The organism is Microvirga rosea, from assembly GCF_020595095.1.
In the GTDB taxonomy this organism is placed as follows: Bacteria; Pseudomonadota; Alphaproteobacteria; order Rhizobiales; family Beijerinckiaceae; genus Microvirga; species Microvirga rosea.
This window is the reverse complement of sequence record NZ_JAJDOP010000009.1, coordinates 1-16304: the sequence shown is the minus strand read 5'-3', so window position 1 is coordinate 16304 and position 16304 is coordinate 1. Positions and strand designations below refer to the sequence as shown.

Here is a 16304-nt window from a genome sequence, read left to right as displayed (position 1 = left end):
ATCGCCTGTTTAGGCGCAGCGCTTCCGCTTCAGGCGGCCCGGATCTGAATTCCGGCTCCGACCGGCTCGTCAAAGAGCTTTCGCGCCGCGTCGACGGAACCCTGGTTCGCCGTCGCCCAACGATGGAGAACAACCACGACCTCGGCCAAGGACTGACCAAGCGGTGTGAGGGCGTATTGGACTTGCGGCGGGTTTGTCGGAAACACCGTGCGGCTGACGATCCCGTCCCGCTCCAGATGCCGAAGGGTCACGGTCAGCATGCGCTGGGAGATCTGTCCGACCTGGCGCCGAAGCTGATTGAAGCGGCATGGGCCCATCTGCAGGTTGAGCACCACAAGCACGCTCCAAGCATCCCCGATCCGGTCGAGGAGTTCCCGGGTGGGGCAAGGCTTGGTCAGATCGGCCTGGGTCAAGGGGGTCACGGTACCTCCGGTGTTCCTTAGGAAGAGTATAGTGCGTTCTTCAAACTAGGTTCAAGTTGTGCTGATAGTTACGCATCGTAACCATCACAAGGCATGACCTCATGAAAATCGCTGTCCTGGGAGCTACCGGTATGGCTGGATCCCGTATTGTCGCCGAGGCTCTGCGCCGGGGCCACGAGGTCACCGGGATTGCCCGGAACCCTGAAAAGCTGCCCCCTCAGGATCGACTGACGCTTCGGAAGGGCGATGCTCTGGCAGCGGGGCTGTCAGATCTCCTGCGGGGTCACGACGTGCTGGTCAGCGCTGTGCATTTCAGCATCGTGCCGCCCGAGGCGGTGCTCGAGCCGGCTCGGGCGGCCGGGGTGAAGCGCCTGGTGGTTGTCGGCGGCGCGGGCAGCCTCGAAGTGGCGCCGGGCGTGCAGCTGGTCGATACGCCGGAATTCCACGAGGAATGGAAACCGGAAGCTCTCGGCGGTCGGGCGTTTCTCGAAACCCTGAAGAAGCAAGCCGCCGATCTGGACTGGACCTTCCTGTCTCCTTCGGCCCTGTTCATGCCGGGCGAACGCACCGGCCGTTTCCGGAGAGGCACCGACCAGCTTCTCACGGATGGTGCCGGCAAAAGTCATATCTCCGCGGAAGATTACGCGATTGCGCTGCTCGACGAGATCGAAAATCCTGAGCACATTCGACAGCGCTTCACGGTCGGGTACTGAGACCAACAAGCCGGAACATGAGAAAAGCCGCCGCGATCTCTCGCGACGGCCCTTCCTTTGCCCTTGAAGGAGAGCAAAACCTTATGCGGCGCCTTCGTCGAGATCCTCGGCAGTCGGGGTCGCCTGCTCCAGGATGCGATCGGCCAGGAGGCCGGCATTCTGGCGGATGAGAGCCTCGATCTTGCCGGCGACCTCGGGATTGTCGCGCAGGAACTGCTTGGCATTCTCGCGGCCCTGGCCGAGGCGCTGGCTGTCATAGGAGAACCAGGCACCGGACTTCTCGACGATTCCGGCCTTGACACCGAGATCGACCAATTCGCCGACCTTTGAAACGCCCTCGCCGAACATGATGTCGAACTCGACCTGCTTGAACGGAGGAGCGACCTTGTTCTTGACGACCTTGACGCGCACCTGATTGCCGATCGGATCATCACGGTCCTTCAGGGTCGAAACGCGGCGGATGTCGAGACGGACCGAGGCGTAGAACTTGAGCGCGTTGCCGCCCGTCGTCGTTTCCGGCGAGCCGTACATGACGCCGATCTTCATGCGGATCTGGTTGATGAAGATCACCATCGTGTTCGAGCGCGAGATCGAACCGGTGAGCTTGCGCAGGGCCTGGCTCATGAGGCGGGCCTGGAGGCCCGGCTGGACCTCGCCCATTTCGCCGTCGAGCTCGGCCTTGGGGGTCAGAGCCGCCACCGAGTCGATGACCAGTACGTCCACCGCGCCGGAGCGGACCAGGGTGTCGGCGATTTCGAGGGCCTGCTCGCCCGTATCGGGCTGCGAGATCAGCAGGTCGTCGAGGTTGACCCCGAGCTTGCGGGCATAAACCGGATCGAGGGCATGCTCGGCATCCACGAAGGCGCAGACGCCACCCTTCTTCTGGGCTTCCGCGATGGTGTGCAGGGCAAGCGTCGTCTTACCCGACGATTCCGGCCCGTAGATCTCGATGATACGACCGCGCGGCAGGCCGCCGACACCCAGAGCGATGTCCAGACCCAGAGACCCGGTCGACACAGTCTCGATTTCCACCGGCTGCTGGCCCTTGCCGAGCCGCATGATCGAACCCTTGCCGAAGGCGCGTTCGATTTGGGAGAGCGCCGCGTCGAGAGCTTTCGACTTATCTTTATCCATTGATGAGCTTTCCACCAGTCTCAGAGAAGACTGCGACATGACCACGAATCCTTATGGCACGGAGGGGGACTGAATCTCAACGCGGTGTTGAGGGAATATATGTACCCTTTTTGTTCTCAAAAGCAAGTTCGTTTTTTGTTCCGGGAGCAATCCAGAGGGCCACTAGAGGGGGTTTTGAACAAGCTTTGCTGTTTTCCTGTGATTGTCTGAAAATTCCATCGCCCAGACCTTGCTGGCCCCGCCGCAGAATGAATAATAAAGTTGCAGCAACCGACAGTTACACCTTCATCCTTAACGTCCCCGGAGATCCCGATGTTCTCTTCGTCCCTCGCAGGGCTAACGGCCATCGCGGCTTATCTGGCCACGGCTCTGGCCATGGTCGGAGCATTCGGGGCCGTCTATACCCTCATCACCCCCCACCGGGAATTCAGTCTTATTAGAGCCGGCTGCACCGCCGCCGTCCCGGCCTTTCTGGGTGCCATCTTCGGCTATGTCATTCCTCTGACCGCGGCCATGAGGTCGAGTGCGAATCTCTGGGATTTTATCATCTGGGCGTCCATCGCCGCAGTGGTTCAGATCCTGGCCTATGGCGTCACGCGGTTTCTGATTCCTGACATTTCGAAACGCATCACAGCGAACGATCTCGGGGCCGGGGTTCTTCTTGGGGGGCTGGCGCTCGCGTTTGGGCTCATCAACGCGGCAAGCATGACGCCATAATCGGTCGAGGCGCCTTATGAAAAGCTCCAAATCGCTGCGTCTGACTCTGATGATGGGTGCAAGCGCTACCCTCGCCCAATGCTCGGAAGCGCCCCAAAGCTTCACTTCTGTCACCGAGTGCACTCAGTACGGCAAGCCTGTGGCGCTTTGCCAGTCCGCATACAACGAGGCACTGGCGGAGCACCTGAAATCCTCTCCTGCCTTCGGTTCGGAAGCCGAGTGCCGCGCTCAGATCGATGTTGATCAATGCGCCGGCTTCAACACCGTGGGAAGCGACGGCAGCATGAGGCATGTCTTTCTGCCCCTGATGGCGGGTTACATGATCGGAAAATCTCAAGGGGAGAGGCGCGAGAACGAAAACGCGGGAGGCGGCGGAGGCGGTGGAGGCGGCTATCGCTACAATGGAGGCACATACCACGGAAGTCCGCTTTATCATTCGCAGAAGCATGCCGAAGGCTACTGGCGATCATCTGAGCTGAGAACGTCGAAGTTCTCGTCGAACCCGCCCAATGTCCGGACCCATACCTTCGCACGGAGCGGCTTTGGCGGACGGTCCTTTGCCGGCGGCGGGTGATGCGCAGGCTCAGTGTTTGTCCGCGCCCCGACTGGGAAGCAAAGGCGAAAGCTTACGGCTTTCATTTCACCCATATGTACGGACAGCTCTATTGGGATGAAAGCGCATGCTTTGCTTTTACCCTCGACCAGATCGAGCACGATCTTGAGGCGCCGAGCACCGAGCTTCATGCGATGTGTCTCGAGCTGGCGGATCAGGCCTCCCGCGACGAACGGCTTCTCGACCTGCTGGGCGTCCCAGAGGCTTTTCGTGATTACGTCTCGGAATCCTGGCGGCGGCGCGACCCGACCATCTTCGGCCGTTTCGATCTGGCCTACACGGGAGCCGGACCCGCGAAGCTGCTGGAATACAACGCGGATACTCCAACGGGACTTTATGAGGCGGCCTTCTTCCAGTGGATGTGGATGCAGGACGCCAAATCCCTGGGCATCGTCCCTCCAGGGGCGGATCAGTTCAACTCCATCCAGGAAAAGCTGATCGACGCCTATGACCGCCTCGCCAAGCGCTCCATCATGCATTTTGCAGGCTATGGCTCGGATATCGAGGATTCCGGAACTCTGTCCTACATGATGGACTGCGCCAGCCAGGCCGGCCACGCGGTGAAGTTCATCGACATCACGGATATCGGCTGCGATCTCATGGATCGCTTCACCGACAAGGAGGATCTGGTCATCGACACCTTGTCGAACCTTTATCCTTGGGAGTGGTTTTTCGACGACGAGTTCGGCCCCAAGATCCCGCGCTCAGGAACACAGATGATCGAACCGGCATGGAAAGCCATGCTCTCCACAAAGGCCATTCTGCCGTTGTTGTGGGAAAGGCATCCCGGACATCCCAATCTGCTCGAGGCCTATTTCGAGGACGATCCGCGTAGCGGCAGCATGACGAGCTATGCACGCAAACCGCTCTTTTCCCGAGAAGGAGCGAACATCACGTTGCATCGCGACGGCGCCGCAGTTGAAGCGGTCGATGGTCCCTACGACAACGGCCCCTGGATCCGCCAAGCTGCAACGGATCTTTTTCGAAGCGAACATGGCCATGCCGTTATCGGAAGCTGGATCGTCGGCGACGAAGCTTGCGGTATCGGCCTGCGTGAGGATCGCTCCGCGATTACGATGAACCTGTCGCGCTTCGTTCCCCATATCATCGTGGACTAGCTCGTCTCCCCTTCCGCAGATCCTGACGGCACTCTTACCGCCCCATCACCTGTTTCACGGTTTCCACCAATTGGCGCAGGCTGAAGGGCTTGGGGAGGAAGTTGAACTCTTCGCCTTCGGGCAAATTCTTGCGGAACGCATCTTCCGCATATCCGGAGACAAAGATCACCTTCAGGCCCGGGTAAAGGCGGCGCAGCTCCACGAGCAGGGTCGGACCGTCCATTTCCGGCATCACCACATCCGACACCACGAGGTCGACCGGTTCACCCCGCTCCTCCATGACCTGAAGCGCCTCGACGCCGGAGGCGGCCTCCAGGACCGTGTAGCCGCGGGCGGACAGGGCCCGGGCGTTGACCGCACGGACCGGATCCTCGTCCTCGACGAGCAGGATGGTCCCCTGCCCGGTCATGTCCGCAGCCGGCTTCTTGGCGGTCTCGTCCTTGGCGACCTCGGGCACCTCCTGCGCCTCGGGAATGTGGCGCGGCAGATAGATCCGGAAGGTGGTGCCACGTCCGAGCGTCGAATCCACGTCGATGAAGCCGCCCGACTGCTTGACGATCCCGAAAACCGTCGAAAGGCCGAGGCCCGTCCCTTTTCCGACTTCCTTGGTGGTGAAGAAGGGCTCGAAGATCTTCTCGATGATGTCGGGCGACATGCCAGTGCCCGTGTCGGTCACCTCGACAACCACGTAATCCGCCGGCGGCATGCCGCTCACACTCCGCCCTGCGGCCTCGGCGGCGGCGATGTTCGCGGTTCGGATCGCCAGCCGCCCCCCGTCCGGCATCGCATCGCGGGCATTGACCGCAAGGTTCATGACAACTTGTTCGAACTGGTTCAGATCCGCCTTCACGAACCACAGGTCGCGGCCGTGGCTGAGATCGAGCTCCACCCGTTCGCCGAGCAGGCGCTTGAGCAGCATGGACAGGTCGTAGAGCCGGTCATTGAGGTTGAGCACCTCGGGCCTGAGCGTCTGCCGCCGGGAAAACGCCAGGAGCTGCCGCACGAGGCTCGCAGCCCGATTGGCGTTCTGCTTGATCTGCATGATGTCCTGAAAGGACGGATCGGTCGGCCGATGGTTGGCCAGCAGAAGGTCGCTGTAACCGATGATCGCCTGCAGCACGTTGTTGAAATCGTGCGCCACGCCGCCCGCAAGCTGGCCGACCGCGTTCATTTTCTGGGATTGGGCCAGCTGCTCCTCGACCTTGCGGAAATCCGTGGTGTCCAGGGCGTACAGAATGGCGCTCTCACCATCGTTGCCGCTCATGTCCACGGAGGTGATCCAAACCCGGACTGAGCTGCCGTTGCTGCCGCCCGTATGCAGTTCCAGGGGCTGGATATCGCTTCGGTTTTCGGCGGCGGCCTTGAGGGCGGCCTCCACTTGCGTGCCTTCGCCGTCGCGGAACGCATCGGCGATGGAGGCCCCCTTCCCGGCCTCGGCTGCCCGCGGAAGAGTCCCGAACAGCTTCGTGAAAGGTGCGTTCGCCTGAACGATCTGACCGGAACGGTTGACGGTCGCGATCGCGATCGGCGTATTGTTGAAGAAGCGCGCGAAGCGCACCTCGGCCGCCCGCTGACCCTCGTCCACGTCGACCCCCGGCGAGCGGTTGAGAACGAGCGTCCGGGACGCCCCCATGCGTCCGTCCTGGCCGAAGGCGATGCGGTGGTAGAGGCGCACGGGAAGAAACTGCCCGTTGCGGCGGCGCAGGTCGAGATCGAAGGTCTCGGTGCGCACGCCCCCCGCCTCCCCGGAGAACGATGTCATCATCGCCACCACGTTGCGCGGCACGATATCCGCCAGGCTTAAGCCCCCCGAACCGACCTGAGCAAGGTCATAGTCCAACCAGGATGCAAGCGTGGCATTGAGGTAGATGATCTGACCGTCCGGATCGATGGACAGGAATCCGGCCGGCGCGTGATCTAGATAGTCGATCGCGTGCTGAAGCTCTTGGAAGACGTTCTCCTGCCGCTCGCGCTCATGGGTCACGTCGGCGATGGACCAGAGGGATGCCGTCCGCCCCCCCGGGCGCGGCAGGGTCCGCACCCGCACCCGGTACCAGCCGAATTCCTGCGCCCCGTCGAGGGATGGCGAGAGGCGAATCTCTTCCGCTCCCGTCCGATGCTCCCGCGCCGCCTGGGCAAGGCGGTAGATGGCCTCCGATACCTCGGGCGTGCCGATGAAAAGCCGCTCCACCGGCCGCACGTCTCCACCGGCGGCCGAGCCGGAGAGAGCAAGGTAGGCCTGGTTGGCATAAACGACCCGCCCGTCATCCTCGACGACCAGCACCCCATCGGTGGACGTGTCGATCATGGACTGCGTAATATCGTTTCGGACGGTATGGCCCGAGAAGCGGATGACACCGATGGCCGAGGCGAAGAGGAAGAACACGCCCGCCATGGCGAAAAACGCCAGAAGGCTGAGGATCAGGAGCTGGGCCTGGTTCGCCTCGAGGAAGCGCAGGCCCAGAATCGCACCCACGAGAATGGCGGCCAGAAGCAGCACCAAGCCGATATGGCCGTGCCGGTCGGACCGGTCGATCGTTGCGCTCTTTGGCATCTCGCCTTGATGAGCCATGGAACTTCAGCATCTCCAAGAAATGGCGCACGGGCCGCACTGACCTCGCGGGACTGCAAAAAAATCGCCCCGCCGCTTTCGGGAACGATATCTGGAAATTATTGACCGACTTCTAAGGCGCGAACCCAGAACCCGGTCTTCTATTGGCGCCCATTCGGGACCGACGCCCTTGAGCTTTGCGCGCGTCGAGCCACATCTGCCTTTATCGATAAGGGCTTGGCAAGGATTTCTCACGCTCGATCTGTCGCTTTCGGTTCCGTTATTATGCAAGATCCATGCCGTAGGGGAACATGGGTGCAGAACCCGTCCCGTTAACCATCCGTTAACCTTGAGGCTCCCTTTGATCCCCATTGTGGTACAAACGGCGTCAAGAACAGGGCCTCACAAGGTCTCCACAACGCTTGAGAGTTCATCGTGTCATCTCTTTTAGGTATCGAAGCGTCACGCGCAGCCCAATATGTCATCGCGTTTGCGATCATCCTGGTTCTGGTTGCGCTCTTCGGACTGGTTCTTCGCAAGCTGACAGGTGGCCGCCTCATGATCCCCGGTCACGACCGGGGGCGCGGCAGGCAGCCTCGCCTTGGCGTCGTTGACATCTACGATCTCGACCGGCAGCGCCAACTCGTCCTGCTGCGCCGGGACAATGTCGAACATCTGCTGCTCATTGGCGGCCTGAACGACGTCGTGATCGAAACCAATATCGTGCGCGTCGCGGGCGCCCGCATCCCGGCACCGACGAACGAAGCCGGGCCCGAACGGTTTGAGCCCAGTCTCGATCAGGCCCCACGCCCGCAAGTCGAAGCGACCGGCGGACGGCCATCGATCGAGACTCAGCTCGCCGCCCAGCTCGGCGCCTTTATCCGCCGGCCGTCGGAAGAATCGGACGCCGATCAGGAGCTTGCTCCCGTCGCATCGGCCAGCATGCCGACGCCCGCGAGAACCGAACCGGTCCTCAAGCCGGATCACGTCACGGTCACGGCCAGCCCCTCCCTGGAGCCTTTGCGCCCGGAACCGCAACCCTCGAGCTTCCTGCGCGCGCCGGCGACGCCGCCGGCTCCCCCGCCGGTGCGTCCGGAACCCCCGCGGGCCGATATCCGTCCCGTGCCCCCCACCCCGTTCCAGTCGCGCCCGACTCCGACGCCGCCCAGCCCGCCGACCCCGCCCGTCTCGGCATCCGAGGTGGTTCGTCCGCCGCAGCCGGCTCCCGCGGAAGCGAAGACTCCGGATGCCGCCATTTTGTCCGACATGGCAAAGCAGCTCGAGGAAGCTCTGAAGCGACCGGCCCAGCCCGCAGCTCCGCCGCAGGCGGTTCAAGCTGCGCCTGCCGCGCCAGCGTTCCATGAAGACTTGAGCGATCGTTTCGACGAGGGTCGAGACGACGATGTGACGGAAGCGGATCTCGACGAGGATGAACTCCTGGTTCCGCCCTCCGACAGCCGGAACGAACCGGAGCCTGTTGTCGAAAAGCCCGAGCCTCCGCGGCCTGCTCCCGAGCCCGTACGGCCCGCTGCCGCAGCGCCACAACCTGTCGCGCCGCCGACCCAGCCGGCTTCGCCAAATCCTGCTCCTGCTCCTGCTCCTGCTCCTGGTCCTGCGCCGATACCGCCAGCGGCTCAGCCGCAGGCAGCGCCGAACCCGAAAGTCAGCGACCCCTTCTCGGTCGAGGAGATCGAGGCGGAATTCGCCCGGCTGCTGGGACGCCCGCGCGATCCCGCCAACAAGGCCTGACAGGGCTGGGTTCGATTATCTGAATGAAAAAGGGCTCCGTCACCGGAGCCCTTTTTCATGGGATCAATCGTCCCGATAAACCCGCTCGTTCCGCTCGTGACGCTCCTGCGCCTCGAGGGACAAGGTTGCGATGGGGCGCGCCTCGAGCCGCTTCAGCGAAATCGGATCCCCTGTTTCCTCACAATAGCCGTAGGTTCCATCGTCGATCCGCGCGAGGGCGGCGTCGATCTTGGAAATCAGCTTCCGCTGGCGATCCCGGGCCCGGAGCTCGATGGCCCGGTCCGTTTCCGAGGAGGCGCGATCCGCGAGATCCGGATGGTTCTCGTTCTCGCTTTGAAGAGCGGCCAAGGTTTCCTGGGCCTCCTTCAGGATCTCTCCCTTCCACCGAATAAGCTTACGTCTAAAGTATTCCCGCTGGCGTTCATTCATAAAAGGCTCGTCCTCAGTCGGACGATAACCCTCATCGATTACGATGTTTGTCATTGTGGGCCGTGTATCCCCGATGAACTGTGGCGCCCCTATATCGCCAAGCGAAGCCCACGACAACGCGCAAGAGCGTCATCGATTTGTCTAAGACGCCGCAGGTCGGGAGGGCTCGCCCGGTTCCGGGGGCAGGAAACCCCGGGAATCCTTGGGGCGGCCCGGTCTTACCGTCAGTTCAGTCCTTGAAGCGCCTTGGCTATATCCGCCTCGATAGCCATGGCGATGGGCTGGCGGTAGTGGCTCAGGTCGAAGAAATAGTCGGCATTACGGTTCTCCGGGCGGTCGATTCGCCAATCGACCACGGCACTCCGGGAATGTCCCGAGAGAGCCGCTTTCATGGCCATCTTGCAGGCCTTGTCCTGATACCATTCCTCCGTGCCCGGAGGCGGGAGATAATTCTTGTAGCGCGCCGGATGGACCACGATCAGGGCGGTCTCGGGCGGGAGCGAACCGGCCAATTCCTTCAGCTTATCGGCCACCGGGAACGTGCGCTGTCCCTCCTTCGGATCGCGCTCGAAGGTCGGTTCGCTGGCGTAATACGGCTTTTCCAGCCGGGCCCGGATCTCCGGCCGCGTATCGTAGCCCAGGTTGAGGTAGTTGGGCTCATAATCCCAATACCCGTCCGGACGGGCGCGCTCCGGCTTCTTGCCGAACACATAGCCGAGGCGGCGCGGCAGTTCTTCGAGAATATCGTAGCGCATCAATCCCTTGGCGTATTCCAGAGGGTTCGCCGCATAGAGCCAGAATGGGAAGGGCCGGAAATTGGGCATCGCCGGATCCGACGTGCACCACGTCTCGTCGGAATCGACCACGAGCGCCTTCACCGGCCCGGTCCGGTGCTTCAGGAACCAGTCGATGAGGACAAAGTGCTCCTTCGGTCCCGTCGCCGGAACCGCGAGCTGCAGGAAATTGAACCCGGTGCGCTGGTTCAAACGCTCCGGAGACAGGAGCTGGATCTGCGAATTGCCGAAGATGGCGGAATCGTAGGACGGATCGCGCCCCCGGCTGGCATTGGCCGTCCGGGGACCCTGCGGACGAACGCCGTCACGGGCGAATAGGCGGGATCGCCCCGTATCGTAGGGATCGATCACATAGGCAGCCGCGATGATGCCGACGACCGCGACGGCCGTGACGGCAAGAAGGAAGATCGCGAAGCGCCGCCAAGCGGTTTCGGACGAGACCTCAGAACTGGAAGTAGATGAATTCATAATTCACATCGTCGCCGATCTTGAACAATACGATCACGAAGAGGAGTGCGAAGGCGAGCGCGATCCAGCGCCGAGGCGGCAGCTTGTGGACCAGAGTCCAGGCCGTCGGGCCGATGAACGCGAAGGCGGCGCCGACCGCGATGGCCCGCCACTTCATTCCGGCGCCATCGCCGCCAAGGCCGATGAGACCCTGATAAATCCGCCATGTGGCGTCGAAGCTCTGAGCCCGGAACACGATGATGCTCAGCACGAAGAAGCTGAACATGAGGAACCAGCCGAGGAGCTTGGGCATGGTGTAGCCGGCCTTGCGCCAGAGCGTGTTCGCCGCAAGCCCGACCCCGTGAAGGGCTCCCCACACGAGATAGGTCCAGCCCGCGCCGTGCCAAAGGCCGCCGAGGGTCATGGTCGCTGTCAGGGCACCGATCTGCACCGCAAGGCCTTTGCGGCTGCCGCCCATGGCGATGTAAAGATAATCCCGCAGGAATCGCGACAGGGTCATGTGCCAGCGCCGCCAGAAATCCTGCAGCGACACGGCCCGATAAGGCGCATCGAAATTCTGCGGCAGCACGATGCCGAACAGGAGCCCCAGTCCGAGGGCCATGTCCGTGTAGCCGGAAAAGTCGAAATAAACCTGGAACGTGAAGCCGAGAGCCGCCTGCCAGGCTTCGCCCATGCTGATCGCATGCCCGGCCGTGGCGGCCTGATAGATCGGGTTGGCGTACTCGGCGAGCTGGTCGCCGAGAAACACCTTCTTGGCGAGGCCGATCACCAGCAGCATCAATCCGCGGGCGAACCGCTCCGCCGCGTCCGGGCGCGCATAGGGCCGCTCCTCGAACTGGTGCATGATCTCGCTCCAGCGCACCAGGGGGCCGGCCAGCACCTGCGGGAAGAACGCGATGTAGAGGCCGTAGCGGACAAGATCGAAGCGCGGCGCTTTGCCGGCCTTCAGATCCGTCAGATACATGATGTGGTGGAAGGTGAAGAACGAAATGCCTAAGGGCAGCGCAATGTCGTAATGGGGCGTGGCAACGCCCGGGATGAGGTTGGCGACATCGGCGAAGAAATTGAAATACTTGAAGATCGCCAGAACGATCAGATTGGCGGTGATGGCCAGGGGGATCAGCACGTCCCGTCCGGAGCGGACGAAGGCCTGGGCGATGAACCAGTTCACCAGGATGGAGATGACGAGAAGCGGTGCGAAGCGCCAATCCCAGTAGCCGTAGAAGAACAGGGACAAGAGAAGCAGGACCGGCAGGCGCCATTCGGGCCGGAACCGCTCCACAAGCCAATGCGCCAGGAGCGCGATCGGCAGAAAGGCAAAGAGAAAGACGAATGAGTTGAAGAGCATCGCACAATAAAGGGGTCAGACGGCGCGCCCTGCTCCTTCCGCGCCAGAAGGCGCGCTCTTGTGCGGGAATGCGCGCCCGGCGTCAACTTTCGCAGGGATGTCCCATGACCGCACCCTCCTGCCGTGCATAGCTCGAGGTCACATAATGTTATATCAAGAATAAATTGGCATATCCCCCTGTGACGGATACGGCATCCGCCAGTAGAATTCGGTCGAAACGAGGGACCATGGAATGATGTCTCGTGAGTTTACAATGTAACGAAGAAAAAACCGCTCGATTTACGTTGCTGGACGGCAACAGATTCGGATTTTTCCTTTAACAGCACCCAAAAGTTCCTAGCGACGCAGTCGCTCATATGGCTTTTATGCGACTCAGGCCAGGAAAGTAGTCCGCAAAGCGCATTGAGGCGCACACCCAGAAAGTGCCCTCCGACCGTCGGCGTCGAACCGGATTGAACGACCTTTTGCCGTCACGCCTAATGCTCGCAATGGGGGAATTCGCTGTGGCGAATGCAACGCACCTTTCGTCTCGAACCCTTGCTGAACATTCGGACCGTCGCAGGCTGTCGGCGCGCATGCGCTATGACGTGGCATCTGTCCTTGCGCTTCTGCTGCTGTTGGGCTCGCAGGTTTCCGCCCTCGCCGACGGGGGTGCGGGCGGCAACGCGTATGGGGGCACCGGCGGAGCGGGAGGCACAGGGTATTCCGGCCAGAATGGCGAAGACGGCAACAGCTTTCCGAGCGTCGGTGGCGGCGGTGGCGCAGCGGGCGGCGGATCAGGCGGTGGAAACGCGGACGGAGCGGCGCCGGGCCTTGGCGGCACCGCCGGCTCTCGCAATGGCCAGGCCGGTGGCGATGCGATGTTTGGAGCAGCGGGCGCCGGCGGCGGTGGGGGTTACAACGGCAACGGCGCTGGCGCCACATTTCTGAACAACAGCACCACGCTCTTCGGCGGGGATGGCGGCCGTGGGGGCGACACGAACAACGGCGGCAACGCTGGCGGCGGCGGAGCCGGTGGCTACGGCGCCATCGTGACGGGGGGATTTCTCAACACGAATAATGGCTTCATCCTCGGTGGCGCCGGTGGGCGCGGCGGCATTACCATCAATGGAGGGGGTGCCGGCAGCGCCGGCGACGGCGGCGTCGGTATCCTGTTCACCGGCGCCTCGGCGACCTTGAACAACACTCTGTCCGGCTTCATCACCGGTGGCGCCGGTGGAGCGGGTGGAAACACCACCAATGGCGGGCCGCGCGGCGCTGGTGGCGATGGCGGAGCTGGCGTCGTCGGCAACAGCCTGACCATCACCAACGCCGGAACGATCCGGGGTGGCAATGGAGGAATGGTCGGTTTCGGTGCCGACCAGGGCACTACCGCGGGCAGCGGTGGCGCAGGAATCATCGGCTCGGGGCTGAATATTCAGAACACGGGTGTCATCCAGGGTGGGTCCAATGGCGGAGGCGGCACGGCCAACGCCATCACGTTCACAGGCGGGAGCAACATCCTGGCACTGTCCAATACCTCCAACATCATCGGCGACATCGGTCTGGCGGGACAGCTCGAACTCCAGCAATTGACATCGGATGTGGTCCTGTCGAGTGCCATTACCGGGTCAGGCTTCGTCACCAAGACAGGCGCCACCACCTTGACCCTGACCGGGGAGAGTACGTTCACGGGAGGGACCACGATCTCCCAAGGCACACTCCAGATCGGCAATGGTGGAACATCGGGATCGATCCTCGGCAACGTCACCAACAACGGCACGCTGGCCTTCAACCGCTCCGACAATCCCACCTTTGCGGGCATCATCTCGGGCTCGGGAAGTGTGACGAAACTGGGCGCGGGCACCCTCACGCTGACCGGCGTCAACGCTTATAGCGGCGGCACGAACCTCAACAGCGGCAAGCTTGTGGTCAGCAACGCCGCGGCTCTCGGCACCGGCACGTTGGCCGTGAACGGCCCGGCGGCGCTCACCGCCACGCTGGGCGGCATGACTCTCCCCAATGCGGTCACGCTCAATGGAGCAACCCTCACTGTTGAGAACATCACCGGCTTCTCGATGGCGGGTGCGATCTCCGGCACCGGCAGTCTCGTCAAGGACGGCACCACGCCGCTGGAGCTCACGGGAGCCAATACCTACGTCGGCAGCACGACGATCAAGAACGGCACCCTTATGCTCAACGGCAACGGCACGCTGGGCGCGACCACCAACACCACCAACGTCCTCGACGCGGGCTCCCTTTATCTCGGCGGCAGAACCCATACCCAGGCCACGCTCAATCTCTCCGGCAGGGTGCGCGGCGGCACCATGAACGTGAGCCAGTTCCAGATGACGGACGGCACCGTCGTTGCCGATGCGACGATCAATGCCGGCACCGCGTTCGACCTGCAGGCCGGCACCGTCAACGGCGTGCTCGCCGGCACCGGCACCCTCACCAAGACCAGCCCCGGCACCGCTACCCTCACCAACGCCAACACCTATTCTGGCGGCACAAGCGTGCTCACCGGCACCCTCGAGATCCAGAATGGCGCCGCGCTGGGCAGCGGTGGCGTCACCCTCAATGGCGGCCATCTGCGCTCCAACATCACCGGCACCACGACCCTGGCCAATCCCCTGAGCCTGGTGAACGCCAGCCTCCTCTCGGCAGCGCCGGGCCAGACCCTCAACATCAACCTGGCCAACGTCGCCGACGGCGCCATCGTGCTCCTGGGCTCGGCCACCGATACCGGCACCCTCGTCGCCACCGGCCCGGCCCTGACCGCCGCCGGCTCCGCCACCCTCGAGGTGAACGGCGGCACCGTCCGCGCCGGCAGCGGGCAGCTTCCCACCCTGCTCGCGGCGGCCCGGACGACGATCGCCGGCGGTGCCACGCTGGATCTGGGGACCTTCGGCGCCACGGTCCGGGATCTGCGCGGTACCGGCACGCTCAACAGCAACGGCACGCTGCAGATCCTGGCGGGTGACTTCGACGGCCGCCTCAGCGGCAATATGGGGCTCGACAAGATCTCGGCCAATCCGCTCAACCTCGACGGGATCAACACCTATACGGGCCCGACCACCGTGCGGGCCGGCTATCTGGGGGTGAACGGTTCGCTGGCTTCCGCCGTCACAGTGCTCAACGGTGCCGCGCTCGGCGGCTCGGGCACGATCGGCGGCCTCAGCGTGCAGAGCGGCGGCTTTGTCAAACCGGGCAACTCGATCGGCACGCTGAACGTCAACGGCAACGTGGCGTTTGGCCCCGGCTCGTTTTACGCGGTTGAGATCAACGGCGCCGGCCAAAGCGACCGCATCGCCGCCACCGGCACCGCGACGCTCACTGGCGGCACCGTCCAGGTGCTGCCCGACCAGGGCATCAACTTCGTCGAAAACACCCCCTACACCATCCTCACCGCCCAGGGCGGCGTCACCGGCACCTTCGCCGGCACGCAAAGCGCCGAGTTCGCCTTCATCTCCCCCACCCTCGGCTACGCGACCGACGCCGTCACCCTGACCATGCGGCGCAAGTCGGCCACGCCAGATCCGGTAACGCCGGTAACGCCCCAGCCGCCGACCAATCCCCTCGCCTTCCATTCCGTGGCGCTGTCGGAGAACCAGTACCGCACCGCCGATGCCATCGAGGCGCTGCGGCCCGGCCACCGGCTCTACAACACCGTGCTCGGATCCAGCGTTGCCGGCGCCCGCCAGGCCTTTGACGCCTTGTCCGGCGAGGCCCATGCCTCGGCCGTCAGCGTGGCCTATGAGCAGGAGCGGCTGGTGCGCGAGGCGCTTCTGACCCGCCTGCGCCAGCCGCTCACCGGCTCGGCCTTGCCCTCTCTCGCCCAGGGCGCGTATCCGGCCGCCTTCGCCGCCGATCGCCCCGGCCAGACAAGGGCCCCGGTGGCGGTGGCGCCGGTTCCCGTTGCGCCGCGCTATGCTCTGTGGGGCGAAGGCTTCGGCGCCTGGGGCCACACCCGCGCCAATGGCAATGCCGCCGCGCTCGACACCGCCACCGGCGGCTTTCTCCTCGGCGCCGATGCCCTGGTCTCCGACGGCATCCGCCTGGGTCTGGCCGGCGGCTATCTCTCGACCTCGTTCGATGTCGATGCCCGCCTGTCCTCGGGCACCACCGAGAGCGTGTTCGGCGCGCTGTATGGCGCCGGCCAGTGGGGCAACCTCAGCCTGCGTCTGGGCGCGGTGGTGGCGCAGCACGACAGCCAGGTGAGCCGCACGATCAGCCTCCCCGGCTATGCCGATGCCACCCGCGCCTCCT

12 protein-coding genes are annotated in these 16304 nt (G+C 63.4%); 6 read left to right on the top strand and 6 right to left on the bottom strand.

Annotation, left to right across the window (positions count from 1 at the left end; all coding sequences use genetic code 11):
* Positions 1-29: 29 nt before the first annotated feature.
* Positions 30-422, bottom strand: a complete 393-nt coding sequence (locus LJD17_RS18880) for a winged helix-turn-helix transcriptional regulator (RefSeq protein ID WP_227385763.1) — start codon at positions 420-422, stop codon at positions 30-32.
* 101 nt (positions 423-523) lie between these two features.
* On the opposite strand from LJD17_RS18880, the gene LJD17_RS18875 reads away from it, so the two are divergent.
* Positions 524-1135 carry an NAD(P)-dependent oxidoreductase gene (locus LJD17_RS18875; RefSeq protein ID WP_227385762.1) on the top strand — a complete coding sequence of 204 codons (612 nt, stop codon included), beginning with the start codon at positions 524-526 and terminating at the stop codon, positions 1133-1135.
* A gap of 81 nt (positions 1136-1216) precedes the next feature.
* On the opposite strand, the gene recA is transcribed toward LJD17_RS18875, so the two are convergent.
* Positions 1217-2308, bottom strand: a complete 1092-nt coding sequence (gene recA, locus LJD17_RS18870) for a recombinase RecA (protein WP_227385761.1) — start codon at positions 2306-2308, stop codon at positions 1217-1219.
* 273 nt (positions 2309-2581) lie between these two features.
* Between recA and LJD17_RS18865 the strand changes: the two genes are divergently transcribed.
* Genes LJD17_RS18865 through LJD17_RS18855 form a run of 3 tightly spaced genes read left to right on the top strand, consistent with a single transcriptional unit; the run spans position 2582 to position 4717 of the window.
* Complete coding sequence (locus tag LJD17_RS18865) at positions 2582-2986, top strand: DUF350 domain-containing protein (protein WP_227385760.1); 405 nt, start codon at positions 2582-2584, stop codon at positions 2984-2986.
* A gap of 16 nt (positions 2987-3002) precedes the next feature.
* Positions 3003-3560 carry a DUF1190 domain-containing protein gene (locus tag LJD17_RS18860; protein ID WP_227385759.1) on the top strand — a complete coding sequence of 186 codons (558 nt, stop codon included), beginning with the start codon at positions 3003-3005 and terminating at the stop codon, positions 3558-3560.
* Positions 3560-4717: a glutathionylspermidine synthase family protein gene (locus LJD17_RS18855; RefSeq protein WP_227385758.1), complete on the top strand. Its 1158-nt coding sequence runs from the start codon at positions 3560-3562 to the stop codon at positions 4715-4717. The genes LJD17_RS18860 and LJD17_RS18855 overlap by 1 nt, the downstream gene beginning before the upstream one ends.
* A 34-nt stretch (positions 4718-4751) precedes the next feature.
* Here LJD17_RS18855 and cckA read toward each other — a convergent pair whose 3' ends face one another.
* On the bottom strand, positions 4752-7289 hold the full coding sequence (cckA, locus tag LJD17_RS18850; RefSeq protein ID WP_227385757.1) for a cell cycle histidine kinase CckA: 2538 nt from the start codon (positions 7287-7289) through the stop codon (positions 4752-4754).
* A 414-nt stretch (positions 7290-7703) separates the two neighbouring features.
* Here cckA and LJD17_RS18845 point away from each other — a divergent pair, with 414 nt between their 5' ends.
* Entirely contained in the window at positions 7704-9017 is a 1314-nt protein-coding gene (locus LJD17_RS18845) for a flagellar biosynthetic protein FliO (protein WP_227385756.1), read from the top strand.
* A 63-nt stretch (positions 9018-9080) separates the two neighbouring features.
* Here LJD17_RS18845 and dksA read toward each other — a convergent pair whose 3' ends face one another.
* The 3 genes from dksA to LJD17_RS18830 all read right to left on the bottom strand — a co-directional run bounded on the left by dksA (position 9081) and on the right by LJD17_RS18830 (position 12056).
* A complete protein-coding gene (dksA, locus tag LJD17_RS18840) occupies positions 9081-9500 on the bottom strand; it encodes an RNA polymerase-binding protein DksA (RefSeq protein WP_227385755.1) in 420 nt (139 codons plus the stop codon).
* 170 nt (positions 9501-9670) lie between these two features.
* Positions 9671-10708, bottom strand: coding sequence for a hypothetical protein (locus tag LJD17_RS18835; protein ID WP_227385754.1), 1038 nt, complete (start codon positions 10706-10708; stop codon positions 9671-9673).
* The gene (locus LJD17_RS18830) at positions 10683-12056 is read right to left on the bottom strand and encodes an MBOAT family O-acyltransferase (RefSeq protein WP_227385753.1); all 1374 of its coding nucleotides are present in this window, start codon (positions 12054-12056) and stop codon (positions 10683-10685) included. Before LJD17_RS18830 ends, LJD17_RS18835 begins: the two co-directional genes overlap by 26 nt.
* A 575-nt stretch (positions 12057-12631) precedes the next feature.
* Between LJD17_RS18830 and LJD17_RS24130 the strand changes: the two genes are divergently transcribed.
* The coding region (locus LJD17_RS24130; RefSeq protein ID WP_264478486.1) for an autotransporter-associated beta strand repeat-containing protein at positions 12632-16304 on the top strand (3673 nt) is incomplete at its 3' end.

Coding starts and splice junctions, on each gene's coding strand:
- LJD17_RS18875 (WP_227385762.1), top strand. CDS start 524: ATGAAAATCGCTGTCCTGGGAGCTACCGGTATGGCTGGATCCCGTATT.
- recA (WP_227385761.1), bottom strand. CDS start 2,308: ATGTCGCAGTCTTCTCTGAGACTGGTGGAAAGCTCATCAATGGATAAA.
- LJD17_RS18865 (WP_227385760.1), top strand. CDS start 2,582: ATGTTCTCTTCGTCCCTCGCAGGGCTAACGGCCATCGCGGCTTATCTG.
- LJD17_RS18860 (WP_227385759.1), top strand. CDS start 3,003: ATGAAAAGCTCCAAATCGCTGCGTCTGACTCTGATGATGGGTGCAAGC.
- LJD17_RS18855 (WP_227385758.1), top strand. CDS start 3,560: ATGCGCAGGCTCAGTGTTTGTCCGCGCCCCGACTGGGAAGCAAAGGCG.
- cckA (WP_227385757.1), bottom strand. CDS start 7,289: ATGGCTCATCAAGGCGAGATGCCAAAGAGCGCAACGATCGACCGGTCC.
- dksA (WP_227385755.1), bottom strand. CDS start 9,500: ATGACAAACATCGTAATCGATGAGGGTTATCGTCCGACTGAGGACGAG.
- LJD17_RS18835 (WP_227385754.1), bottom strand. CDS start 10,708: ATGAATTCATCTACTTCCAGTTCTGAGGTCTCGTCCGAAACCGCTTGG.
- LJD17_RS18830 (WP_227385753.1), bottom strand. CDS start 12,056: ATGCTCTTCAACTCATTCGTCTTTCTCTTTGCCTTTCTGCCGATCGCG.